At 46.8% G+C, this 24,681-nt stretch carries 19 protein-coding genes; 7 read left to right on the plus strand and 12 right to left on the minus strand.

The genetic code is table 11. From position 1 onward, the window contains the following. Nucleotides 1-30: 30 nt before the first annotated feature. The 4 genes from SD450_RS05640 (at nucleotide 31) to SD450_RS05655 (ending at nucleotide 5,120) form a co-directional block, all read left to right on the plus strand. Complete coding sequence (locus SD450_RS05640) at nucleotides 31-321, plus strand: HU family DNA-binding protein (protein WP_072876044.1); 291 nt, start codon at nucleotides 31-33, stop codon at nucleotides 319-321. 276 nt (nucleotides 322-597) lie between these two features. Beyond that, nucleotides 598-2,148, plus strand: a complete 1,551-nt coding sequence (locus SD450_RS05645) for a ribonuclease E/G (protein WP_318343660.1) — start codon at nucleotides 598-600, stop codon at nucleotides 2,146-2,148. An 84-nt stretch (nucleotides 2,149-2,232) separates the two neighbouring features. After that, nucleotides 2,233-4,620 (plus strand): alpha-L-rhamnosidase-related protein, encoded by a 2,388-nt coding sequence (locus SD450_RS05650; protein ID WP_318343661.1) that lies wholly within the window; start codon nucleotides 2,233-2,235, stop codon nucleotides 4,618-4,620. Between the two features lie 2 nt (nucleotides 4,621-4,622). After that, nucleotides 4,623-5,120 (plus strand): regulatory protein RecX, encoded by a 498-nt coding sequence (locus SD450_RS05655; RefSeq protein WP_318343662.1) that lies wholly within the window; start codon nucleotides 4,623-4,625, stop codon nucleotides 5,118-5,120. Here SD450_RS05655 and SD450_RS05660 read toward each other — a convergent pair. From SD450_RS05660 to bioA, 4 genes are all read right to left on the minus strand, one after another. After that, entirely contained in the window at nucleotides 5,117-5,992 is an 876-nt protein-coding gene (locus SD450_RS05660; RefSeq protein ID WP_318343663.1) for a cupin-like domain-containing protein, read from the minus strand. The genes SD450_RS05655 and SD450_RS05660 overlap by 4 nt on opposite strands. Before the next feature lie 59 nt (nucleotides 5,993-6,051). Further along, on the minus strand, nucleotides 6,052-7,149 hold the full coding sequence (gene bioB / locus SD450_RS05665) for a biotin synthase BioB (protein ID WP_318343664.1): 1,098 nt from the start codon (nucleotides 7,147-7,149) through the stop codon (nucleotides 6,052-6,054). Between the two features lie 80 nt (nucleotides 7,150-7,229). Then, nucleotides 7,230-8,438, minus strand: coding sequence for a beta-ketoacyl synthase N-terminal-like domain-containing protein (locus SD450_RS05670; RefSeq protein ID WP_318343665.1), 1,209 nt, complete (start codon nucleotides 8,436-8,438; stop codon nucleotides 7,230-7,232). 9 nt (nucleotides 8,439-8,447) lie between these two features. Further along, nucleotides 8,448-9,734 (minus strand): adenosylmethionine--8-amino-7-oxononanoate transaminase, encoded by a 1,287-nt coding sequence (bioA, locus tag SD450_RS05675; RefSeq protein ID WP_318343666.1) that lies wholly within the window; start codon nucleotides 9,732-9,734, stop codon nucleotides 8,448-8,450. A gap of 62 nt (nucleotides 9,735-9,796) precedes the next feature. On the opposite strand from bioA, the gene SD450_RS05680 reads away from it, so the two are divergent. Further along, nucleotides 9,797-11,272, plus strand: a complete 1,476-nt coding sequence (locus tag SD450_RS05680; protein WP_318343667.1) for an ArnT family glycosyltransferase — start codon at nucleotides 9,797-9,799, stop codon at nucleotides 11,270-11,272. Here the strand turns inward: SD450_RS05680 and bioD are convergent. Genes bioD through SD450_RS05695 form a run of 3 tightly spaced genes read right to left on the minus strand, consistent with a single transcriptional unit; the run spans nucleotide 11,264 to nucleotide 13,409 of the window. Continuing rightward, the gene (bioD, locus tag SD450_RS05685; RefSeq protein ID WP_318343668.1) at nucleotides 11,264-11,878 is read right to left on the minus strand and encodes a dethiobiotin synthase; all 615 of its coding nucleotides are present in this window, start codon (nucleotides 11,876-11,878) and stop codon (nucleotides 11,264-11,266) included. The genes SD450_RS05680 and bioD overlap by 9 nt on opposite strands. Beyond that, nucleotides 11,875-12,261 carry a putative signal transducing protein gene (locus SD450_RS05690; protein ID WP_318343669.1) on the minus strand — a complete coding sequence of 129 codons (387 nt, stop codon included), beginning with the start codon at nucleotides 12,259-12,261 and terminating at the stop codon, nucleotides 11,875-11,877. The genes bioD and SD450_RS05690 overlap by 4 nt, the downstream gene beginning before the upstream one ends. Further along, entirely contained in the window at nucleotides 12,258-13,409 is a 1,152-nt protein-coding gene (locus SD450_RS05695; RefSeq protein WP_318343670.1) for an aminotransferase class I/II-fold pyridoxal phosphate-dependent enzyme, read from the minus strand. Before SD450_RS05695 ends, SD450_RS05690 begins: the two co-directional genes overlap by 4 nt. 63 nt (nucleotides 13,410-13,472) lie before the next feature. Here SD450_RS05695 and SD450_RS05700 point away from each other — a divergent pair, with 63 nt between their 5' ends. Continuing rightward, a complete protein-coding gene (locus tag SD450_RS05700) occupies nucleotides 13,473-15,269 on the plus strand; it encodes a M61 family metallopeptidase (protein ID WP_318343671.1) in 1,797 nt (598 codons plus the stop codon). Then, nucleotides 15,269-15,799, plus strand: a complete 531-nt coding sequence (locus SD450_RS05705) for a GNAT family N-acetyltransferase (protein WP_318343672.1) — start codon at nucleotides 15,269-15,271, stop codon at nucleotides 15,797-15,799. Before SD450_RS05700 ends, SD450_RS05705 begins: the two co-directional genes overlap by 1 nt. 50 nt (nucleotides 15,800-15,849) lie before the next feature. Here SD450_RS05705 and SD450_RS05710 read toward each other — a convergent pair whose 3' ends face one another. From SD450_RS05710 to SD450_RS05730, 5 genes are all read right to left on the minus strand, one after another. Beyond that, a complete protein-coding gene (locus SD450_RS05710; protein WP_318343673.1) occupies nucleotides 15,850-16,128 on the minus strand; it encodes a F0F1 ATP synthase subunit epsilon in 279 nt (92 codons plus the stop codon). An 84-nt stretch (nucleotides 16,129-16,212) separates the two neighbouring features. After that, complete coding sequence (gene atpD / locus SD450_RS05715; protein ID WP_318343674.1) at nucleotides 16,213-17,721, minus strand: F0F1 ATP synthase subunit beta; 1,509 nt, start codon at nucleotides 17,719-17,721, stop codon at nucleotides 16,213-16,215. A 163-nt stretch (nucleotides 17,722-17,884) separates the two neighbouring features. After that, the gene (locus SD450_RS05720; protein ID WP_318343675.1) at nucleotides 17,885-20,671 is read right to left on the minus strand and encodes a TonB-dependent receptor; all 2,787 of its coding nucleotides are present in this window, start codon (nucleotides 20,669-20,671) and stop codon (nucleotides 17,885-17,887) included. Between the two features lie 205 nt (nucleotides 20,672-20,876). Then, complete coding sequence (gene glmS / locus SD450_RS05725; RefSeq protein ID WP_318343676.1) at nucleotides 20,877-22,724, minus strand: glutamine--fructose-6-phosphate transaminase (isomerizing); 1,848 nt, start codon at nucleotides 22,722-22,724, stop codon at nucleotides 20,877-20,879. A gap of 132 nt (nucleotides 22,725-22,856) precedes the next feature. After that, nucleotides 22,857-24,680, minus strand: a complete 1,824-nt coding sequence (locus tag SD450_RS05730; RefSeq protein WP_318343677.1) for a DUF4270 domain-containing protein — start codon at nucleotides 24,678-24,680, stop codon at nucleotides 22,857-22,859. Nucleotide 24,681: the final 1 nt, after the last annotated feature.

A 24,681-nucleotide genomic window follows, 5' to 3' on the forward strand; every position in this document is an offset into this window, starting at 1 on the left:
CTAAAAAAATAAGAAAAATAATCAAGAGAAATGACGAAAGCAGATATTGTAACTAAAATCTCAGAAAAGCTAGGAATTGAGAAAGGTGACGTACAAGCAACAGTGGAATCTTTTATGGAGGAGGTAAAGTCTTCCTTGGAAAATGGAGATAATGTTTATTTAAGAGGTTTTGGGAGCTTTATCATAAAGACCCGCGCCGAAAAGACAGGTAGGAACATTTCAAAGAACACTACCATTAAAATCCCCGCACACAATATCCCTGCCTTCAAGCCCGCCAAAGTTTTCGTGGAAGGTGTAAAGAGCAACGTACAAGTAAAATAACATAATTAACAACACTTAAAGGAAGAGCCATATGCCGAGTGGAAAGAAAAGAAAAAGACATAAGGTAGCTACCCATAAGCGTAAAAAGCGCAGAAGAGCTAACCGACACAAGAAGAAGTAGTTGTAGAGACTACTTTTTCATTTTACACATATACGTTCTTTGACATAGAGATTCAAGAAGCGAATTTCAATCGGTTCGAAAAATGACCGATTCCATATATTGTTTAATCATTTGTCCCAAAACCTATTCTTTGGGATGAATATAAATCGATTCAGGTGAATAGAGAATTAATCGTTAGATCTAGTCCCGAAGCAGTCGATTTTGCCTTGTTAAAGGATGGAAAACTCATCGAATTACACAAAGAGGAGGACAACAACAACTTTTCCGTAGGGGATGTCTTCCTGGCCAAGATCAGAAAACCCGTTACAGGCCTAAATGCGGCCTTCGTGAACGTAGGTTATGAAAAAGATGCGTTCCTGCACTACCATGACCTTGGTCCACAATTGTCCTCCATGCTTAAATTCATCAAAAAAGCTAGAACAGGGAAGTTGAAAGACTATACCCTGAAGGATTTTCCATTTGAAAAAGACATTGACAAGAATGGCAGCATCAATGATGTGATCAAAGCCAATCAGTCATTATTGGTACAAATTGTAAAAGAACCCATCTCCACCAAGGGCCCAAGGATCAGCTCCGAGCTTTCCATTGCCGGACGCTACTTGGTCATGGTCCCATTTTCCGATCGGGTCTCGGTATCGCAAAAGATAGCGAGCAAAGAGGAAAAGGACAGGCTCATCAGACTTGTGAAGAGCATCAAGCCCAAAGGATTTGGAGTCATTATCCGTACCGTTGCAGAAGGCAAAAAAGTTGCAGAACTTGACAAAGATCTTCAGAACCTGCTATCCAAATGGATAGCCATGTGCAAGAAATTGCAGAGAGCCTCACATCCATCCAAAGTATTGGTGGAGCTCAACAGGGCCTCGTCCATCCTTCGGGATGTTTTCAACGATTCCTTTTCGGGAATCCATGTTGATGATGAAACGCTTTACAACCAGATCAAGGACTACGTGCATGAAATTGCACCCGAAAAAGAATCCATTGTAAAGCAATATTCAGGCCCAGCCCCCATTTTTGAAAAATTTGGGATCGAGCGTCAGATCAAGACCTCATTTGGCAAAACTGCTTCCATGAGCAGGGGCGCTTACCTTGTCATTGAGCATACCGAAGCACTCCACGTCATCGACGTGAACAGTGGCAACCGCTCCAACAAGGCCAAAAACCAAGAAGACACCGCTTTGGAAGTCAATATGTTGGCCGCTACCGAAATTGCAAGACAATTACGACTGCGCGACATGGGCGGTATCATCGTGGTGGATTTTATAGATATGACCCGGGGCGATCACAGGAGAAAACTGTTCGATCACCTTAGGAACGAAATGAAGGACGATCGTGCAAAACACAAGATTTTGCCCCCCAGTAAATTTGGACTGGTACAGATCACCAGACAAAGGGTACGTCCCGAAATGAACATCAAGACCAGTGAGGAAAACCCCAACGGCACAGGTGCCGAAGTGGAGGCCCCCATTGTATTGATCGATAAGATCCAAGCAGATCTGGAACGAATCCTGAAAAGTGACCAAAAGAACAATGGGATTGTACTCAACATACACCCGTTCATTGCGGCCTACCTTACCAAAGGATTCCCTTCCATCCGTTCCAAATGGTTCAAAGCCTATAAAAAATGGATAAAGGTCCAGCCTAGGGATGCCTATACCTACCTTGAATACCATTTCAAGGACAAAGACGGCAAAACAATCGGAATATAATACTCAAAGAGCGACCCCAAAAATGGGGTCGCTTTTTTGTTTTTAGGGGTTTCCGAACAAAATGCTACTTTTATGCATTCACCAATGCAAGACACACTGTTGAGACCCATTTTACTACTGATATCCATTCTCTTTCTTGCGGCCTGCTCCAAACAAACGGCACGGCCCATATCAAGTCTATTAAAAGATTCCGATTCCATCCAAGGAAAACCATCCTATCTCGAATCTCCATTTGTGACTGCCGGGGACCGCGTATATATGGTCGGCCACCAAGATGGTAGTTTCCCCCCTTTGGGCTGGCACATCAAAGGAGAAATGGGCGGAATCTGGAACCATCCCATCAAACTCATGGACGGGTTTGATGCCGAACTGGTCGTGGACGAAAAGGTTTTGGCTCTCAACAAGGCAAAAGGTTTCATCAACTACCCCTTTGCGAACAAACATCTGTTTGAATTCGAACAAGAACAGATCACGGTGGAACGTTATCAGTTTGTCCCCGATGGCAAGCAGGGTGTTTTTGTCCAATTTGTCATCCAAAACAATTCCAAGGAAGCCCAAAAGGGCAAGTTCCAATTCATAGGCCATACCGACCTAAGACCTACATGGCTTGGTGAACGCACCCAAATGGAGGATACCAAGGATGAAGCCAATTTTGATGGACAAAAATGGGTGGTCAAGGACACTTCCAATCCGTGGTACAACATCTTCGGGTCCGATCAAACCCCTGCATCGACCTTGTCCGCTGAAAATCCACAAAGCACCCATGGCGTATCAAACACATTGATCTACAACATCGAACTTCCTGCCGGGTCAAGTTCCACATTGAATTTTACCATCGCAGGATCATATACCTCTTTGGATGATGCTGTGGAAAACTACAGCTCCATCCAAGAAAATCATTATGCCTTGGCCGAAACCAAGAAAGAAAGGTATGCCCAATTGGCCCGCCAAACCAAACTTACAATTCCCGATAAGGATTTGGAGCAAGCCTTTACATGGCTCAAGTACAATTGTGATTGGTTGGTGCGCACGGTGCCCGAAATCGGAACGGGCATAGGGGCCGGGCTTCCCGATTATCCTTGGTGGTTTGGTGTGGATAGCGAATATGCATTGAAAGGCTATATGGCCATTGGCCGCGAAGATATTGTGGAAAAGACCATCCACCTTCTGGACAGCGTTTCCATGGCCCTCAATGGCAACGGGCGCATTTTACATGAAATGTCCACCAATGGAGCAGTGTTCAACGAAGGGAACATCAACGAGACGCCCCAATTTGCGTCATTGATTTGGGAAATCTACACCTGGAATGGGGATAAAGCGTTTTTGGAAAAATATTTTCCAACGGTCCAAAAGGGACTGGATTGGTTGTTGACCGAAAATGATGACAACCAAAATCTTTTTCCTGATGGATTTGGGATGATGGAGATCCATGGCCTCAACAGTGAAATGATCGATGTGGCTTCCTATACCCAAAAAGCCTTCGCCGATGTTGCCCTAATGGCCACCGAACTGGGCCAACCGGAATTGGCCACAAAATATCAAGCATTGGCAGCCCATTTGAAACAAAAGATCAACGATGAATTTTGGTCGGACGCATTTGGTTCTTATGCAGATTTCATTGGAACGGACGAACAGGCCATCCATTTGATCGAAGATGCCATTGTTCGTGCAGATACCCTGAACAAACCTTGGGCCGTTGAAGAATTGAAAGCCACGAAGCAACAAATTCTTGCTCAACCCTCAAACCAACCAAGACCCTTTGTCCTCTATCACAATTGGGTGGTCAACACTCCAATGGAAATGGGTATTGCCGATTCTTCCAAGGCCATCACCGCCTTGGACAATGCCAAAAAATTTACAAATCCCTTCGGGATGTTCGTCACAGGGATAGATAGGGATGAATCGGCAGGAAAGGATATGGGCTCCTTCAAAGGGAGCAAAGTATTTTCATACACAGGAGCTGTAATGACGTTGCCGACAGGGGTGCAAGCGGTGGCAGAGAACAATTATGGGCGCCCCGACGAGGCTTTGGGTTACCTGAAGCGAATGACGCGCACCTTCAGCTATGCACTGCCCGGTAGTATTTACGAAGTTTCACCGGACTATGGTATGGTGACGCAGGCCTGGAACATTTATGCGTATGCCTTCCCCATTGTCCGTCAATTTTTTGGCATAGAACCCATGGCGCAACATCAGATGGTCAAAATCAAACCGCAAATGCCAAGTTCGTGGGACCATGCCTCTTTGGAAAATGTAAAAATCGGGGACAATGAGATTTCCATTGGGTATGAAAACAAGGATGGCAAACTTCAAATAAAGGTTCAGCAATCCAAACCTGATTGGTCCATAGTGGTTGATTTGCCCCAAGACAATTATCAAATAGTGGAAGGCGAAGCCCAAGTTACCTCTTCAGGAAACAGCACTGTTATCACGGGCAAAGGCACATCACTTGTGATAACGAAAAATCCATAGGAATGTCCAATCCATTTCCCCAAAAATCGTTCGTCTCGGTCACGGAGGCCACCAGAAAAATGGAGCATTACTGTGCCTATCAGGAGCGTTGCCATCACGAAGTGGTGGAAAAACTCAAAGGGATGAACATGATCCCAGAGGCCATCGACCAAATTGCGGCCCACCTCATCCAAGAAAATTATCTGAATGAGGAACGGTTTGCCAAAAGCTATGCCAGGGGCAAGTTCCACATCAAAAAATGGGGAAAAGAGCGTATTGTCCGGGAGTTGAAGCTACGCCAAATATCGGTGTTCAACATCAAGAGTGCCCTTGCTGAAATCGATGAGGGCGATTATCTGGAGACGTTGGACGAACTGGCCAAAAAAAGATTGGGACAGATCAGGGAAACCAACATCCACAAGAAAAAACGAAAACTGGCAGATTACCTGCTCTATCGTGGTTGGGAAAGTCACTTGGTCTATGAAAAACTTACCGAACTGATCGGGGACAAAACGGTTTAGGTCCATTTTTCGGCCATCAGCCTTTGGGTACGCACCACCGCCTGCTCATTTTTCCAATCGATCCACTGTTGTCCTTTCCACTTGCGCATCAGGTTATCAAAATGGCGCATCACAAAAATGTTGTACACCGCCCGGCTCAAATTTTTGGGCTTTTTGGCAATGGAACGTAAACTCATGGAAAAACCTGGGGTCACGTATTTCATGTAGTGCCAATAGCCTTCGGGGATGTAGAGTACGTTTCCATGTTCCAAATTGGCGATGTGTCCCTTGGCATGTTCAAGGGCCGGCCACTTTTCGAAATCGGGATTGTCAAAATCTATGTCCTCCCTAGTAATCAAGGAATGTGGAATTTTGTACAGGAACTTGGTCTCCGATTGCGAATACAGAATACATTGTTTTTTTCCTTCAAAATGAAAGTGGAAAATATTCGCGAGATCGATATCGTAGTGCATGAAGGTATAGGAGTCTTCCCCACCGAAGAACAGCATGGGCAGGCCTTTCATCAGTTTCAATCCAAAATCGGGATAGGTGAAATCCTTTTGCAGTTCGGGAACCTCCTTCAGTATGTTCCAAAGGAAAATTCGGTATTTGGTAGGGCCGCTCTTCAACAAATCCACATAGTCCGACATCTTCATCTTGGCATGCGGCTGGTTGAAACCTTCATCATGTTTTACAGGGCGGTCATCATATAGAGGCACTTCCTTTTCCCCTGCCACTTGTTTCATATAATCCAAGCTCCACTTGGAATGTGCGGGCCAATCCTCAATAAAGCGTTCGATCACTACAGGCTTTTGGGGCTTGAAATAGTTTTGGATAAACTCCTTCTTGGTAAGAGTTTTTTCCCTGGGAATTTGTTCAAGGTTCAGGTTCAAGATTTCAAGGAATTTGAAACCACTAAATTACTAAAACGTTTTTAAATAGTTACCAAACCTTAATCTCCGGAAACCAAACTTCCTTTGTGCTTGGCAGCTTCGTTCCGCTCGATGGTATGCCCTGGTCTGGACCATTTTGGTTTTTCCCCCATGGCCACATATTTGGAATCGATGGCTTCCACGGTCTGCGGTTGGGGCGCTTTCACAAAGGCCTTTTGGGGATTCAGTCCCAATTGCCTGAACATTTCCATATCTTCGTTCACATCGGGGTTGGGCGTGGTGAGCAGTTTGTCCCCCGCGAAAATGGAATTGGCACCGGCAAAAAAGCACATGGCCTGTCCTTCCCGGCTCATTCCTGTTCTCCCTGCGGACAACCTGACCTGGGTCTGCGGCATCACAATTCGGGTAGTGGCCACCATGCGGACCATTTCCCATATCTCCACAGGTTTTTGGTCTTCCATCGGGGTGCCATCCACCGCCACCAAAGCATTGATGGGCACAGATTCGGGTTGTGGGTTCAGGGTGGATAGGGCCACCAACATTCCGGCCCTGTCCTCAATGGATTCACCCATGCCTATGATTCCGCCACTACAGACCGTAACGTTCGTCTTGCGTACATTTTCTATGGTCTGCAAACGATCTTCATACCCACGTGTGGAAATGACTTCCTTGTAATATTCCTCAGAAGTATCGAGGTTGTGGTTGTAAGCGTAGAGCCCAGCTTCGGCCAAGCGTTTGGCCTGGTTTTCGGTCACCATGCCCAAGGTACAACAGACTTCCATGTCCAACTTGTTGATGGTGCGGACCATCTCCAGCACTTGATCAAATTCGGGACCGTCCTTTACGTTTCGCCATGCGGCACCCATACAGACACGGGAACTACCTGAAGCCTTCGCACGCAATGCCTGTGCCTTTACTTGATGTACGGTCATCAGGTCATTCCCTTCCACATTGGTATGGTAACGAGCCGCCTGAGGGCAGTACCCACAGTCCTCCGGGCATCCGCCTGTTTTGATGGAAAGCAGGGTGGAAACCTGCACGGTATTAGGGTCATGGTGTTGCCTGTGGATGGTGGCCGCTTCATACAGCAGCTCCATAAAAGGCTTGTTATATATTTCGAGGATTTCTTCCTTGGTCCAATCGTGTCTTGTAGTCATATTTCTAGGATGTCTAGTTCAAAAATAAGTCATTCTTCCAAAAAGAACTGCCAAAGTCTGTGTTTTTAGAACAAGCCTGTTTATTGATCATCGGGTCGTCTCAACAAAATACTGACGGCATTCCCTCCAAAGCCTACGGCATTCACCAATACCCTGTCTATCGGTTTCGACTGTTTTTTATTCCCAAAAAATGGACTGCCAATGTATTCCTGGTTTTGCATCATCAGCACTGCCATTTCCAAACTCAACAATCCTGAAGCACCAAAGGTGTGCCCCAATTTCCATTTGTTCGTGGTCAAAAAAGGGACTGTATGCCCGAATACTTTTTGAATGGCATTGAACTCGGTCTGGTCCCCTTTGATGGTCCCAGGAGCGTGCATCACCACGGCATCCACTTGGGAAGGTTCCAGATCGCCCAAGGCCATTTTCATGGAGTCTTGAAAACATTGGGCATCGGTACTGATGGAAACACTGTGTTCCAAGGGTTCCGTGGCATAGCCGATTCCCTCGATCAACGCTAGGGCATGTTTCTTGGTCCCTTTTTCCAAACAGGCCAGTCCAGCAGCTTCACCCAACACCATGGTGTTCTGGTTCTTGTCCAAATCCATGGCTTTGCAAGGGTACTCATCTCTCGACTGCCTGCCCGTCCGGCAGGCGGGCGCTCGAGATGACACCTTGGAATAAACTTTTAGGGCCTGCATCTGGGCAATGGTAAAAGGGGTCAATGGTGCTTCGCTCCCCCCAACCAAAAATTGATTCACCAATCCACTTTGGATCCATGCGACGGCATTCAACACCGCATGCAAGGCGGTGGAACAAGTGATGGAATGTGAAATTTCCGGGCCCTTGCTTTTGAGATCGTGGGCCACCCAAGAGGAAATGTTCCCCAACGTGGTCGTAGGTGAGGATAGGGTCGCAGATTTGCCGTCCCTCAGAAATTCCTCGTGGTATTTTTCAAAAAGGGAAGTGGCCCCTCGTGAAGACCCTATGTTGATCCCAAAATTGGACCCTTTCTCCCATCCGGCACTTTCGATGGCCTTTCGGGCAGCTTGGATGGCAAAGAGTACAGAATCGTCCAAATGCTTGTACTTGGCATCGGACTGGCGTAATTCCTCAATTTTTAGTTTGATGGATTCCGGCAATTGCGACACCCACACCTTTTGCTCCCCAATAAGTGCCTCGGAGAGAAAATGTTCGTTCTGGTTATAGGATTTCCAAACCTCTTCAAGGGATTCTCCCAAAGCAGAAATGGATGATAGGGCCGTTATGGAAATGGGTTCCTTCAACATAGCAATAGCTTATACCAATTCAAGAGCCGACCGGATGGCGGCATAGATCCGCTCCATTTGGTCTTTTGTGGTCACATAGGGTGCCAAGATGTAGATGGTGCTTCCCAAGGGTCTTAAAAACACCCCTTGGTCCATAAAATGGGTAAAGAGCTTGTTGCGCAAATTGCCATAACGCTCCATTTTCACGTTCAGGTCGAGGGCAAAGATGACCCCGAGCTGACGAATACTTCCCACTTTGGGATGGTCCTTGATCTCTTCACCAAACTGTTGGTGCCATTGCGAAATGGCCTTTATGGATTGTTGGATTTCCTCGCTCTGGAGAAGTTCCAAAGCGGCCAAGGCCGTTGTGCAGGCCAAGGGGTTTGCCGAATAGGTGTGCCCATGGAAGAGCCCTTTGGCAATATCGTCACTATAAAAGGCCATATACACCTCTTCGGTACAAGTGGTCAGCCCCATTGGGATCAAGCCAGCCGTCAATGCCTTGGACAGGCAAACAATATCTGGCTTGGTTTGCAGGTAATCCGAAGCAAAGGGTCGTCCCGTTTTTCCAAAGCCTGTCATCACCTCATCCGCTACGAGCAGCACCCCATGCTTCTTCAAAAGGGCAAGGATCTTGTCCAGACCTTCGGCATCGTGCATCTTCATGGCCGCCGCTCCTTGAACCAAAGGTTCGTAGATAAACCCTGCGAGATTGTTGTTTTTCAACCGCTGCTCCAATTGGGCCAAAACGGAACCGATATTTTTTTTGGTGGGCACAGGGATTCGTTCCACCTCAATGAAGAAATCCTCAAAGGGTCCGTTGTAAACCGAGAGCCCTGAGACCGACATGGCCCCGAAGGTGTCGCCATGAAAGCCTTCTTCAAAAGCCAAAAGTACATTGCGCTTTTGCCCTTGGTTAAAATGATACTGCAACGCCATTTTGATCCCAATCTCCGTCGACGTGGAGCCATTGTCCGAAAAAAACAGCTTTTGTTGGCCTTGTGGCAATATCTTGACGAGTTCTTCGGACAACCGTACGGCAGGTTCGTGGGTGAATCCGCTAAAGACCACTTGGTCCAACCGTTGCATCTGATCCATCACCTTGTCCAAAATATAGGGGTTGCAATGCCCATACATACAGGTGTACCACGATGCGATACCGTCCACGTACTCCTTGCCGTCCTCATCATAGAGCAGCGCGCCGCTCGCTCTGGATATGGCCAACATGTCCGGGCTCACCTTGTGCTGGGTAAGGGGGTGCCACAGGTGTTTTTTGTCCCTGTCCGATAATTTTTCCAGTGCTACAGAATCTCTCAAAACATTCAATTTATCTATATTGCAAAGATGATAATTAATAGCCAATAAACCCGACGCCGACCGTGCTTAATACATTCCAGCTTCGTGACTACAACGACCTCGATTGGAAGAAGGTCCTGACCCTACTGATCATAGTGGCCCTTTTTATCCGTTTTCCCTTTTTTTTTAGGGACTATGTGGATCGGGACGAAAGCACGTTCATCCTTATGGGGCAATCTTGGGCGGATGGGCACCTACCCTATACCCAGCTTTGGGACCTGAAACCACCCATTACTTTTCTGTATTTTGCCATCATCATCAAGCTATTTGGGAAGAGTTTCTTCGCCATCCGGTTTTTTGGGGCCATCATGGTGGCCGTGACCGCCTTGTTCACCTATGGCATTACCCGTAAGATTGCCTCCAAAAAAATTGCTTTTTGGGTAGCGGTTTTCTGTGTGTTCTTTCAAAGTCTGTTCGGCAGCCTGCAGGGTGTGATGTCGGAACATATCTGCACCTTTTTCTTTGTGATGGGCATATATCTGGTTGTTTACAAGAGGCAATGGGGCTGGTATTTGTTGGCCGGGCTTCTTTTTGGGTGCGCCATCATGTCCAAACTGAACATGGCCTACCCCGTGCTCACCTTGGGCATCTATTTCTTGTCCGAAGGGTTTGCCAAGAACACCTTGCCCCGTAGCATCCGGAACTTGTTTTTTATGGGAATCGGGGTCATACTTATGGTACTTATGACTGCCCTGCCCTATTACCTACAGGACAACTTGTACGTTTGGTGGGAGTCCATTTTTGAGGCACCTTTGGCCTATTCGGGCGGAAAATACCATTCCCCCGTGAAAACACTGCCGTTCGTGTTCATTGTGCTCGGACTTTTGATTGCCGGATTTGTGTACAAGGTTATCGATTTCAAGTCCAGGGAATCCCAATTGCTGACCGTGGTGATCCTCGGGATCCTGCTTTCCTTCATGCAAACCGGGAAGGTAAACGGCCACTATCTCATCCAACTCTATCCGTTCATCCTTATTCCTTTGGGCGTGGCCTTTGGCAAACTTCCAAAATTGAAAAAACCGTACCGACCCTTGGTGATTGCGCTGCTCTTCCTTATTCCGATGGAATCCTATCTGGAGTATGTGAACATCGTTTCCAACAAAATAAAGAAAGGATCCTTTTACAATGGTGAGGGGATTGACGTTCCCAACTATATTTTAAAGCACCAATTGGACACGAAGAACATCTTTTTTACCGAGTACCATATCGGCTATTGGGTGCTGGGTGAAACACCACCTACAAAGGTGTCCATCCATCCGAGCAACATTACCCGCGACGAGCTATTCTCCGATCTGGACAATCCGAGGAACAGTGGCATGGAGGAACTCCGGTATATCATGGAAACGATTCGGCCCAACATCGTGGTGGCCCGAAAAGGAAAAAAAATCTTTTACGAAAAACTGATGAGCTACAACACCTATATCGATGCCTATCTTGAGGAACATTACCAACTCACTGCAACCGTGGGGCGAGGGCTCATTTATCAGCGACTAGAATGACAGCAGGGCCGCACGGAACTTATCCGCATATGCCCTTACCTTCATTTTATCGAATTTTGGCTCCTCATGGATCCGGCCCAAAAAAACGGCGCCTGTTTTTTTCAAGATGATCTCTTCGGTAGTGGGATGCTCATCCCCACTGAAAATAATCCCGACCTGAACTTCTTTTTGCTGCAATTTTTCGATGGTCAGCAGGGTATGGTTGATGCTGCCCAAATAATGCCTGGACACCACGATCACTTTGTGATCGGGCTGGATCAGGTCAAAAATCGTATCTGTATCGTTCAGGGGCACCAACAAACCACCTGCACCCTCAATCACCAAATGATTTTCGGTGACAGGCGGTACAATGGCATCCAAATCTATCGTCACACCATCTATTTCCGCTGCGGCATGTGGACTCATCGGGGTGTTGAGGGCATAACTGTTGGGGTGGATAACGGTCTTGTCATTGGAAATAAGCGATTCCACCTTATGGCTGTCCGAGTTGTCCAGATCCCCGGCCTGAATGGGCTTCCAGTAATCGGCCTGAAGGGCTTCCACCACAATGGCGGATGCAACTGTTTTTCCCACTTCGGTCGAAATTCCTGTAATAAATAGCTTCATTTGGTAGGTCTTGTAACAAAATTGCACTGCATGCACTGATATTTTCTGGGTTCAAAGAAAGGAAAGAGCTTATAAAAAACATTCTTTCTGGAATAATAAATTTCAGATTTGGCGGCCTTGCAATTGGGGCAGACAATTGGATTTCCCTGATCATCAGTGGCATAGTTCCTGATCTCGTCGAAGATTTGCTTGGCCAGTTCCTTGTCGCTCGAATAGACCTGGAGCTTCACCCCGCCTATGGCGGCACTGATCAGGGGGTCGGAATTGATGGTCGCTTCGTCCCTAAGGAACACGGCAATGCCCTCTGCTTCCAGTTTTCCTTTGATGATGACCGCATCGGCAGGGAACTCAAAGGTTCCCAAGGTGTAAAATTCCGTTTTCATGGGTTGATGAGATTGTTCAACAATACCAAAACTTTAGTTATTTCTTCTTTTGTATTGAATGGGTGCAAGCAAAATCGCAGGCGTTCCTCCCCTTCCTTTACCGTAGGGGAAAGAATAGGTTTTACATCAAATCCTGCTATCTGCAATTGTTTGGCAATGGCCTTTACCTTATCATTTCCAGGGATTAGGGCACACTGGATGGCCGAATCGCTTTTGATGAATGTGTCCGTCATTTGCAATCGTTCCGTTTCCTGCTTGAAATGCCCAATGTTGGCCCGTAGTTGCTTGGAAATAGCTGCGCCTTCGTCCCCAAGATATTGATACGCCGCCAAAATGGTGGCCACGGTATGCGGTGGAAGTGCAGTCGTATAAATAAAGCTCCTTGAAAAATTCACCAGATATTCCTTCAATGGTTGGCTTCCAAGAATGGCCGCGCCATGGCAGCCCATCGCCTTCCCAAAAGTGATGATGCGGGCAAACACTTCCTGTTCCAGTCCCTGTTCCGCAACCAAATCCCGGCCATTTCCATAAATTCCGGTGGCATGCGCCTCATCCACCACCAAAAAACAACCATTTTCCCTGCAAAAATTCGCCAAACGCTTTAGATCTGGAGAATCCCCGTCCATGGAAAAAATGGATTCGGTCACAATATAGATTTCCGCCAAGCCGTCCATATTTCGACTGCGCTCAACATGACGGGCCAAATCATCGAAATCATTATGGGCAAATTTGTAGCTTTTGGCATTCCCCATCTGAATTCCGTCCCGGATACTGGCATGAACCAATTCATCATATAAAACCATATCGCCCCGTTGCGGAACGGATGAAAAAAAACCAATATTGACATCATAGCCCGAGTTGAACACCAAAGCGGCCATGGAGTTATGATGGCCGGCCAAAAAATCTTCCAATCGTGCATAAAGTTGATGGTTGCCCGATAGCAATCGGGATCCCGAGGAACCGTTCTTTTGGGGAGCCTCTTTCAATAAATCAAGTGCCATTTGGGCAATTTTTTCACTCTTGGCCAGGCCTAGATAATCGTTGGAGGAAAAATCAATGGAGTTGCCCTGCAATGGCAAATGACGCAAGGAATCATTTTCCTTTCGTGCCGAAAGTTTGGACTGCAATTTTTTGGGTAATTTCTCCATGGGGCAAATGTAGTACTTCCTGTTTTTAAACAGTATCTTAGTCCTTCATAAACCTTTTTGAGAATGAAGATTTCCTTTTCTTTTTTGGTGTTGTTTTCCTGCTTATTAGGGATGGCACAGACCAATTCGTACACCATTTCTTTTGAGAATGCAGTACATCACGAAGCTGTGGTGCAGGCCACTTTTCCTGAACTGAAGACGGACAAGGTTTCCTTTCGGATGAGCAGGACCTCGCCAGGGAGGTATGCCCTGCACGAGTTTGCCAAGAACGTGTACGGATTCAAAGCCATGGACAGCAAGGGAAAACTGTTGAAAGTGCATCGCCCCAATCCTTATGAGTGGGAGGTTTCCGGACATGATGGCACCATAAAAATCGAATATACGCTGTTTGCCAATAGGGGGGATGGCACCTATTCCCAAGTCGATGAGACCCATGCCCACCTGAACATTCCCGCTACGTTTATGTTCTCTTCGGAACTGATCGAGCGCAAGATAGAGGTAACCTTTGCCGTGAGGGAAGATCTCAATTGGAAGGTGGCCACCCAATTGCCCTTGGTTTCCGGCACTACCTATTCCGCGCCCGATCTGTATTATTTTATGGACAGTCCCACGGAGATCAGCGATTTTATGCTGCGTTCTTTTGAGATCGATGGAAAGACCATCAACCTTGCCCTGCACCATAACGGCACGGAAGCCGAAGCGGACACTTATTTTGAAAAGGTCAAAAAAGTGGTCCTCGCCGAAAAGGAGGTGTATGGGGAACTCCCCGATTTTGATCATGGTTCCTATACTTTTCTGGCCTGTTACATCCCGAATGCCTCTGGAGACGGAATGGAGCATAGAAATTCGACCATTGTGACCAGCACGCGCAGTTTGGGCAATGGGGGCATGGAGCGAAACATTGGCACCATTTCCCATGAGTTTTTTCACGCTTGGAACGTGGAGCGCATCCGCCCAAAATCTTTGGAACCTTTCGATTTTGAGGCAGCGGACATGAGCGGGGAACTTTGGTTCGCCGAAGGATTCACCAGCTATTATACCAATCTCATCCTCTGCCGTGCAGGATTGATCTCCCCGAAAGATTATGTGGAAGGCTTGGCGGGCACCTTCAATTATGTATGGAACTCCCCTGCGCTTCAATTTTTCAACCCGATTGAGATGAGCTATCAGGCCCCGTTTGTGGACGCTGCTACCTCAGTGGAGCCCGTCAACCGGGAAAACACCTTTATTTCCTATTATTCCTACGGCAGTGTCCTAGGTCTGGCATTGGACCTTTCCCTAAGGGAAAAAGGGTTGAATTTGGATGATTTTATGAAATCGGTCTGGGAAACATATGGCAAGCCCGAAGTGCCCTACACTATTGAAAATCTTCATACTGCCTTGAATGACTATGCAGGAAAGGACTTTGGGGATTCTTTTTTTAATCAGTACATCTACCAAAGCAAAATGCCCGATTATGCTGCCTTGTTGACATCTGTGGGCGTTTTGTTGGAGCAGCCTAAGGACACACCCTATTTGGGCACCTATGTGTCCATGAATGCCGATGGTCTGGGAGCAAGCCTGTTGAGGAACACCCAAATGGGAAGCCCTGCCTACAAAGCGGGTCTGGACAATGGTGACATTATCCTGAACATCAATGACGTTTCTTTTTCCGAGGGACAAAAATTCGAGGACTACTTGAAGCAATTCCAAGTGGGGACACCGCTGCAAGTGAACTATACCAGGTTTGGGGAACGCAGGACCACGACCATGACATTGGCCCCCAGTCCAGATTATTCGTTCAGCTTGATGGAGGACAAAGGGCAAGCCCCATCTTCCCAAATGCTGGAACAACGAAAAGGTTGGCTCAAGACGGAGTGATGGTTTCCTATAAGCAGGCCTCGACCTTGGAGGAGTTGGAACAGATTCTGGCCCTCCAGCAAGAAAATTTACCCAAAAACATTTCCGCGGAGGAAAGCGCAAAAGAAGGCTTTGTCACTGTGGAACATACCCTGGAACAGCTAAAGGTCATGAACGATGAATGTGGCCATATCATTGCCGTGGAGAATGATACCGTTGTCGCTTATGCACTGTGCATGCACCCCAAATTTGGCGATACCGTCGAGGTGTTGCGGCCCATGTTCGCCGAAATTGATGAAATCCGGGGAAACCGGATGGATTACATGGCCATGGGACAGATCTGTGTGGCCAAAAGCCATCGTGGAAAAGGAATATTCCGCAACCTGTACCTTACCATGAAAGAAAAACTGCCGACAGGTTTTGACACGATCATCACCGAGGTGGATGGACAGAACAAAAGGTCGCTGGCCGCCCACTCGGCCATTGGTTTTGAGACTTTGAAAGTGTATTGGTCGGGCGGAAGGGAATGGTATTTGATCGGATTAAAATAAAAAAGCCGCTCCATGGAGCGGCTTTTTTGTGAATGAATTCATTTATATTCTTAGTCGGCCAAAACGATGACCTTGTTGTCCTTCATTTCAACTGTTCCGCTGGTTATGGCCAAAACAGTTTCTCCGTTGCTTCCTTTGGAAAATTTGTCCTGAAAGGCTTCGTCAATGACAATGTTGCCTTTCACCTTCACCTTGCCTTCTTGCAACAGGGAGACAATGGGTGCGTGGTTTTCCAACATCTGGAACTCACCATTTACCCCTGGAACGGTGACCGAAGTCACTTCTCCAGCGAACAATGTGGCTTCAGGCGATACGATTTCTAAATACATCTTTTTATAAGTTAGAAGTACAAAGTTTAAAGTTAGAAGTGAGCGTGAAAACTCTTAACTCATAACTCTTAACTCGTAACTAATTTATGCTTCTGCCAACATTTTCTCCCCGGCCTCAATGGCTTCCTCGATGGTACCTTTAAGGTTGAACGCGGATTCCGGCAAGTGGTCCAATTCACCATCCATGATCATGTTGAATCCTTTGATGGTGTCCTTGATATCCACCAAAACCCCTGGGATACCGGTAAACTGCTCCGCTACGTGGAACGGTTGTGACAAGAAACGTTGTACACGTCTTGCCCTACCTACGGCCAACTTGTCTTCTTCGGAAAGTTCTTCCATACCCAAGATGGCGATAATGTCCTGTAGCTCTTTATAGCGCTGCAACAACTCTTTAACACGTTGCGCACAACCGTAGTGCTCTTTGCCCAAAATTTCAGGGGTCAAAATCCTTGAAGTGGAATCCAATGGATCCACAGCAGGATAGATACCCAACTCGGCAATCTTACGTGAAAGTACGGTAGTGGCATCCAAGTGGGCAAATGTGGTCGCTGGTGCTGGATCCGTCAAGTCATCCGCAGGTACGTAAACCGCCTGCACAGAGGTAATAGATCCTCTTTTGGTTGATGTGATCCGTTCCTGCATGGCACCCATTTCAGTGGCCAAGGTTGGTTGGTAACCCACCGCAGAGGGCATACGGCCCAATAGTGCGGATACTTCTGAACCTGCTTGTGTGAAACGGAAAATGTTGTCCACAAAGAAAAGTACGTCCTTTCCTTGTCCATCCCCTGCTCCATCACGGAAATACTCGGCAATGGTCAGTCCGGACAATGCCACACGGGCACGGGCACCTGGAGGCTCGTTCATCTGTCCGAACACGAAGGTTGCCTTGGACTCCTTCATCACTTTTTTGTCCACTTTTGACAAATCCCATCCTCCTTCTTCCATGGAGTGCAAGAATTCATCACCATATTTTATAATTCCGGACTCCAACATCTCACGAAGCAAATCGTTTCCTTCACGGGTACGTTCCCCAACACCGGCAAATACGGATAGACCTCCGTGTCCCTTTGCGATGTTGTTGATCAGCTCCTGGATCAATACGGTCTTACCTACACCGGCACCACCGAACAATCCAATCTTACCTCCTTTTGCATAAGGCTCGATAAGGTCGATTACCTTGATCCCTGTGAAAAGGACTTCTGTTGAAGTGGAAAGGTCTTCAAATTTTGGGGCCTCCCTGTGAATGGGAAGTCCATTGTCTCCAGTTTTTGGCAATTCTTCCAAACCATCGATGGCATCACCGATCACATTGAAAAGCCTTCCATATACCGCCTCTCCTATGGGCATTTGTATGGGGTTTCCAGTAGCAACTACCTCAACTCCCCTACTCAAACCATCTGTTGAGTCCATGGAAATGGTCCTTACGGTATTCTCGCCGATATGCGATTGTACCTCCAAAACCAATCTGGAGCCATTGGCTTTTGTAATCTCAAGGGAGTCATAAATTCGTGGAATCACCGTCCCCGATTCAAACTCAACATCAATGACCGGGCCTATAATTTGGGCAACCTTACCTGTAACTTTAGACATTAGTGTGTTTATTTTTAATTGAATACACAGAAAAAAACCGTTTTTTTTCCGGCTGCAAAGATATGCTTTTCCCTTTTTATTAAGAAACCGATTTTTTGTTTTTTTAAAAAGAAAAAAGGCACTGAAAAATTCAGTGCCTTTCTGTGTGTTTTAGGGTTACTTTTTATGGGTTAATGGCCCAAGAAACATAGTAGATGGAACCTACGTTACCCGTCCCGATCGCAGTGAAATATTCATCGCCCAACAAGTTGGAACCACCCACCTTGAACACCGACTTGATGCTGGGCACGGAATAATTGATCTGTGCATCCAAGACGGTAAAGGCAGGAATATCCCCATCCGCGAAGGATGCTTCCCAATAGTAACTGTCGCTCCATCTGTAGTTTACATTGAAGCCAAAGTTCTTGAAGAGCGCTGCATTCCCGAAAGAAGCTTTCACCTTATGTTTTGGGGTGTTGAAATTGGTCCTTAAATCTGGGTATTTGCCTTCATCAATATCCAACTCGGCGAATGTATAGTTGACCCCTAGATCAAAGTTTCCGATCTTGGTGTCCACGCCCACTGTTCCTCCATAGGAGTTGATAGCCGCATCAGAATTGGTATAAGTCTGGTAGATTTGATAATCCCCATTTTGAAGCGCCAATAAGGAGAGTCCTCCATCCCCAGCTTCCCCATAGAACGGAACAGCTGTGGTTGTGTTCGCCAAGAAATCGGAATAGCTGTTGTAATATCCACTCAAATCAATGGTAAACCTATCTACCTGGGCCCTGTACCCTACTTCAAAAGCTGTGATTTCCTCTGGTTTCACCAAAGGTGTATTAACCGCTTGAGGAGCACCGGCCTGTAATGAACTGGTAGAATATGCATTTTCATAGGCGGCTCGTCCCACAATTTGAACTGTTGCAGGTTGACCCAAATTATCTTGTGCTGCTTGGCTGACATTGAACGTTCTCACGTCCCTATCCAAGTTGGCAGGTGCCGATCCCACCAAAATGGCGCGGCCTGCATTCAACCCAATGAAGAGATCCTGTGTAGTAGGGTTCCTGAAACCTTGTTGGACGGAAACCCTCAAGTTGTGGTTTCTCTTTTCTCCAGCGGTGTAGGCCAAAGAGACCCTTGGCGAAACAAATCCATCAAAGAACTCGTTTTTATCGTAACGGGCAGAACCGGTAAACTTCAACCGATCATCCAAGAATTTCTTCTGAAGCTGTACATAGGCTCCATATTCATTATAGGAAATGGGTCCATCGGTATCCGTGAAAATGGTACCGTTGGAGTTCAACACATATTCCCTGAAAGAGCCGCCCACCTGTAGGTCGGCCCAGTTGTCGATCAAATGGGCAAAGTTGTAGTTTCCATTGATGTGACGGAACTTGGTCTTGTCGATAAATTTGGCCCCCGTGGTCAAGTCCCCGTTATTGGTCACTTGGTTGAACGCGCTTTCAAATTCTGGTGTTCCAGGAATCAATCTTCCTTCATCTGCATACGCTCTTGCCACAGCATGTGCTTGAACTGATGCATCTTCCCTTGGGGTCCCTTGTTGAAAAAGTCCCAAAAATGTGGGTATATATGTCCCAATGTAGTCCCCAAACCATGACCTTTCATTGGGATTATCAGGGTTTGGAGTATCTCTCTTCCACAACCTATTTATGTTGATTGCAGCAAAGCGAGTGTCATAGGCATCCCCTGAGTTTTCGGAAACGATATATCCACGAAGGAAGAAATTTTTGTTCTTGATTTCCAGCTTGTGTTGTTGCATGGTGAACCCGCTTACCGCATAGCGGTTGGCCCCTTGGTAAATGGTGGTTCCACGACCAATTCTACTGTTCAGAATGATTTCAAAATCGTTGGCAAAGGGTCGGTAATGCAGTGCAAAATCTGATTTTACACTTTCCGCGCCATAATCGGCCAAATCCGCTTCATCGTACCCTGTTCTGGAAATCACCGCTGAACCTATGGTGCCACTAGGCAACCCAGCAAATGAGTCAAAATTTATTAAATCCGCCACTTCATCGCCATACACATTCAATCCATCATATCCTGGATTGGAACGATCGGCACCAGGGTTGTTCAGGTCCACTGTACTATTGGCATGCCAATCCTCACCGGTCAACACCGATAGATTTGCCTTTACGGCCACTTTGTCGCTAAAAGCATGGGCGGCACGTATGCCAAAATCCTTATAAAAATTGTTCCCTGCGGCATCCTGTACCGTGACCCCGCCTTTGGCGTAGGCACTTATTCCTTGAAAATCAAATGGGTTTTTACTGTTCATAAAAAGGATACCATTGAAAGCTCCAGCTCCGTATAGTGCAGAAGAGGCCCCGGGTAGGATCTCCACGCTCTGCACATCTAGTTCGGACATCCCCACCAAGTTACCCAAAACGAAGTTGAGACCGGGCGCGGTGTTGTCCATTCCATCCACCAACTGCAAGAACCTGTTGTTGGCAAAAGTGGCAAAACCCCTGGTATTAATGGACTGGAAGGTCAAACTGTTGGTGTTGATGTCCACTCCTTTCAAGTTCTGCAAGCCTCCATAAAAAGATTCGGAAGTGGTGTTCTTTATCTCTTTGAGCCCAAAGCGCTCTACCGAAACCGGGGATTCAAAAATCCGTTCGGGTGTCCTCGACGCTGAGATCACAATCTCATCCAATAGGGTAGAGGCTTCGGCCAGGGTAATGGAAAGGGTCTGGTTATTGGTAGTGACATTCGCCACAAAATCCGAAAACCCGATACTGGTTATCCGAAGTTGGAACGGAGGGGTCTGTGAGGTATTGAAGGTGAAGTTTCCATCAAAGTCGGTGACGGTCCCTTCGCTTTTTCCCACCAAGACCACATTGGCCCCGGGGATGGGTTGGCTATTTTCATCAACTACTTTTCCTTGAACGGTTGTCTGTGCATGCGAGACCACACCAATCAGTATAAGGAAAATGAACATAAGTCTTTTCATTGGCTATGAATTTGAGTTAAATTTGGTTTAAGTGTCTGTTAAGCAATGTATGTGGAAGATACATTTTTTTTCATTTCATTTCTACAAATATGGAAAAAATTATGCATGCATAATACTTTTTTGGCAAAATTCCACACCCAAAAATACGGTATCAATAAAAAAGGCGCCAATATTGGCGCCTTTTCTTTAAATATATGTCTTAAAATCACTCCACAGTGACCGATTTTGCCAAATTCCTGGGCTGGTCCACGTTGCACCCACGCATCACGGCAATGTGATAGGACAAGAGCTGCAAGGGGATGGTGGTCAGAAGCGGTGAAAGGCTTTCTGAGGTTTCCGGCACTTCGATCACGTGGTCGGCCAATTCCCTAACAGATACATCTCCCTCGGTGACGATGGCAATGATCCTTCCCTTTCTGGATTTGATTTCCTGTATGTTGCTCACTACTTTTTCATAGTGTCCTTTTCTGGTGGCAATGACCACAACGGGCATTTGCTCATCAATCAAGGCAATGGGTCCGTGCTTCATTTCCGCGGCGGGATATCCTTCCGCATGAATGTAGCTAATCTCCTTTAGTTTCAAGGCTCCTTCCAGGGCCACTGGGAAATTGTATCCCCTGCCCAAGTAAAGGCAGTTTGGCGAATCTTTGTAAATATTGGATATTTCCTCCACAATTGGGTTGGACAAAAGTGCTTTCTCCACTTTTGCTGGAACGCTCTCCAGTTCTGTGAGGTATTCATGGTACTTGGACTGTGACAAGGTTCCTTTCTCATGGGCCAACTTCAGCGCTATTAGCGTCAGTATCGTGATTTGGGTAGTGAATGCCTTAGTGGATGCCACTCCGATTTCCGGACCGGCGTGGGTGTAGGCTCCTGCATCGGTTTCCCTAGCTATGGATGAACCCACCACGTTGCACACCCCAAAAACAAAGGCTCCTTTCTCTTTCGCCAGTTTGATGGCTGCCAAGGTATCGGCCGTCTCTCCCGACTGCGATATGGCAATGAGCACATCTTTCTCGGTGATGACAGGGTTTCTGTACCTGAATTCCGAGGCGTATTCCACTTCTACCGGAATACGGGCCAAATCCTCAAAAATGTATTCGGCCACAAGTCCGGCATGCCATGAGGTCCCGCAGGCCACAATGATAATCCTATTGGCATTGAGGAATTTTTCCAAGTTCTGATCGATACCTGCCATTTTGATAATACCCTTGTCCGCCAACAAACGGCCTCTATAGGTGTCCAATATGGCCCTAGGCTGTTCGTAGATTTCCTTCAGCATAAAATGCTCATACCCCCCTTTTTCTATTTCCTCTAAGTTGAGCTGGAGTTCCAGAATGTTCGGGTAGGCAATCGCATCGTCCTTGATCTTGCGAAGTTTGATTTCCTTACCGATCCTCACAATGGCCATTTCCTCGTCTTCCAGATAAATCGCATTGTTGGTGTATTCAATAAATGGGGATGCATCCGATGCTATGAAATATTCGTTCTCGCCGATACCAATGGCCAGTGGGCTTCCCAATTTGGCCACCACGATCTCATCGGGCTTGTTCTTGTCAAAAACGGCAATGGCATAGGCCCCCACTACTTGGTTGAGTGCTATTTGGACAGCTTTTCCAAGTTTGACACCTTCCTTGTTCTTTACTTCTTCAATAAGATTGACCAGCACTTCGGTATCCGTATCGGATTCAAACGTATAGCCACGTTTGATCAATGCCTGTTTGATGGAATCGTAATTTTCTATGATACCGTTGTGAATGATGACCAGATCCCCGGAATTGGAAAAATGGGGATGCGAGTTGACATCGTTGGGTACCCCGTGGGTGGCCCATCTGGTATGTCCCAGCCCTAGTTTTCCTGAAATTGAAATGGAAGATTCTGTTTTTTGCTTGAGGTCTTCCACTTTTCCCTTGGTCTTGGAAAGATGGGTGTTCTCCCCGTCGTAAAGTGCTATTCCCGCACTGTCATATCCTCGATATTCCAGCCTTTGAAGGCCCTTGATTATAATAGGATAAGCATCCCGATGGCCAATGTAACCTACAATTCCACACATAAGATTTTTTTTAGTTAATGTCCACTATTGGGGGATAAAGTGTGCTCCAAAATTAAGATCTATTGGGCAAAATCAATACATCTGTCCACAGAAAACGATGAACGCCCAAAAATCTTCTTCAAGTGGCAACCATCAATTGGCCTCTGTGTAGAAAATCTCGAGTTTTAGCTTCTTCCCTTCTTCTCCTGTAGCCACATTGCTGCCATAGAGCACTGTCCCCAAAGGGTTCACAGCAGACATCACGGGATAATCCACTTCGTCAGACACATTGCCCACCGCTTCTTGTACGTTGGGAATCGCTATATTGGACGTCAACGACAGTGCCAATTTGGCGTTGGTGGAGTCACGGACGATAATGTTGTTGATGTGCTCCGTTATCCTAATGGTATATTTTATGCCTTTTCCGCTTTCCTTTTGGATGACACCATCGTGATTGGAAAAATATTCCAGTGGGTTTGCCGTGGTGTTCGGCGTACTGCTCTCGTTGGACGAGTTGTACAAGGGAAAACCGGTCTCAGCATTAAAAAGATAGAGTCTTGGTGGTTCTTCCACGGTCCCACCCGAATTGTCCAAGGTTTCCCTGTCCACATAAAAGACCAGATTGGCCTCGTTGATGATCCAGTTTTTGGCCCTAAGCTCATCTATGAGCTGCCCTCCTCCGTTTTCCAATTCGTCGAAAAGCCTGATCTCTGCCATCGCAGCCCCTCCTTTCACATATATTCTCGAAGCGTTCTCCCCATTGTCCAATGCACTGGCAATATCTGTTGGCAAGGGTTCATTTTCGAATACATTTACGGCATTGCCCGAAATACCATTGTTGGTGCTCATCATCAGCCCTAGCACAAAATCCTTCTCGGCAGTCACGACGGTCTCCTCCTCAGTATCGTAATCTTGGTATTCATAGGTGACCGTAATGGTGGCCTCGGTAATATCCAGCAAGAACATCAGCTCCTCCATATTTGTTCCGGAAAGATGGATTCCCCTAAGAAAGTTCCTAAAATTGGATTGGTTGAGCAATTCCGGCTTTCCTTCCATGTCCAGAAGGTTGGTCTGGAAAAATTCATTGCTCAACGGGATACGGATTCCCGGAGTCAATCTGGTTTCTACCTGCTCGGATTCGTCAACATCTTCAGTATCAGGGTCGTCTTCCCTGAAAAACAACATGTCCTCATTGCTAATAGTGACTTCTTCATTGGCAATAAGTTCGCCGATAAATCCTGAAAAATCATGATTGGAATAGTACTCTTGTGCTTCCTGAAAGCCTGAATTCGGATCCAAATTCCTCAGAAAATAATTTGAACGCGAAACACTGAGGTTAAACGTAGCGGTCCTGTCCCCATAAATACTGTCCAGATCATATCGCTTTTTGAAGGTATTTGCCACAAAGTCGTCGCCTGTACCATCCTCATTAGGGTCGAATGGGTTGGAGCCTATGACCCTTTCCTGATTGTCCGTAACGCCGTCCCCATCCCAATCAGAGTTGGGGTCGTCCACATCATCCCCTTCTTCAAATTCGTCGTCCACACCGTCACCATCAGTGTCTCCCGAAGGGGGCAGTTGGAAAGGGATGTAGAGATAGACCTCCTTCACGGTTTCATTTTCCTGGACCGTGGATGCACTATCGTCAGAATCCGCATTGTCCTCTGCGGCCTGTGTGATATCCCCAAAAGTGGGGTTCTCGGTGGACAAAGTAAGCTGCGAGATGATGCTGGCCGTCCTTTTTCCATAAAGGGGATCGGTAAAGGTGCCCAATTGGTACAGTGGCAACCTGTTGGTCTGCACAGCGGTTATGCCCTTGTTGTAGGCAAACACACCATATTCAACCTTTCCTGTGGTGAAGGGCTCCCCTCCAACGACACCTTCTCCAATGGTGTCCAGTTCGTCTTCACAGGAAGCTATCAGTAGAAGCAAGGTCCCAACCAAGGTTGAAACTTTAGTGATTCTGGAAAATCTCATG

Origin of the sequence: Flagellimonas baculiformis, assembly GCF_033441575.1 — a bacterium.
GTDB classification, from domain to species: Bacteria; Bacteroidota; Bacteroidia; order Flavobacteriales; family Flavobacteriaceae; genus Flagellimonas; species Flagellimonas baculiformis.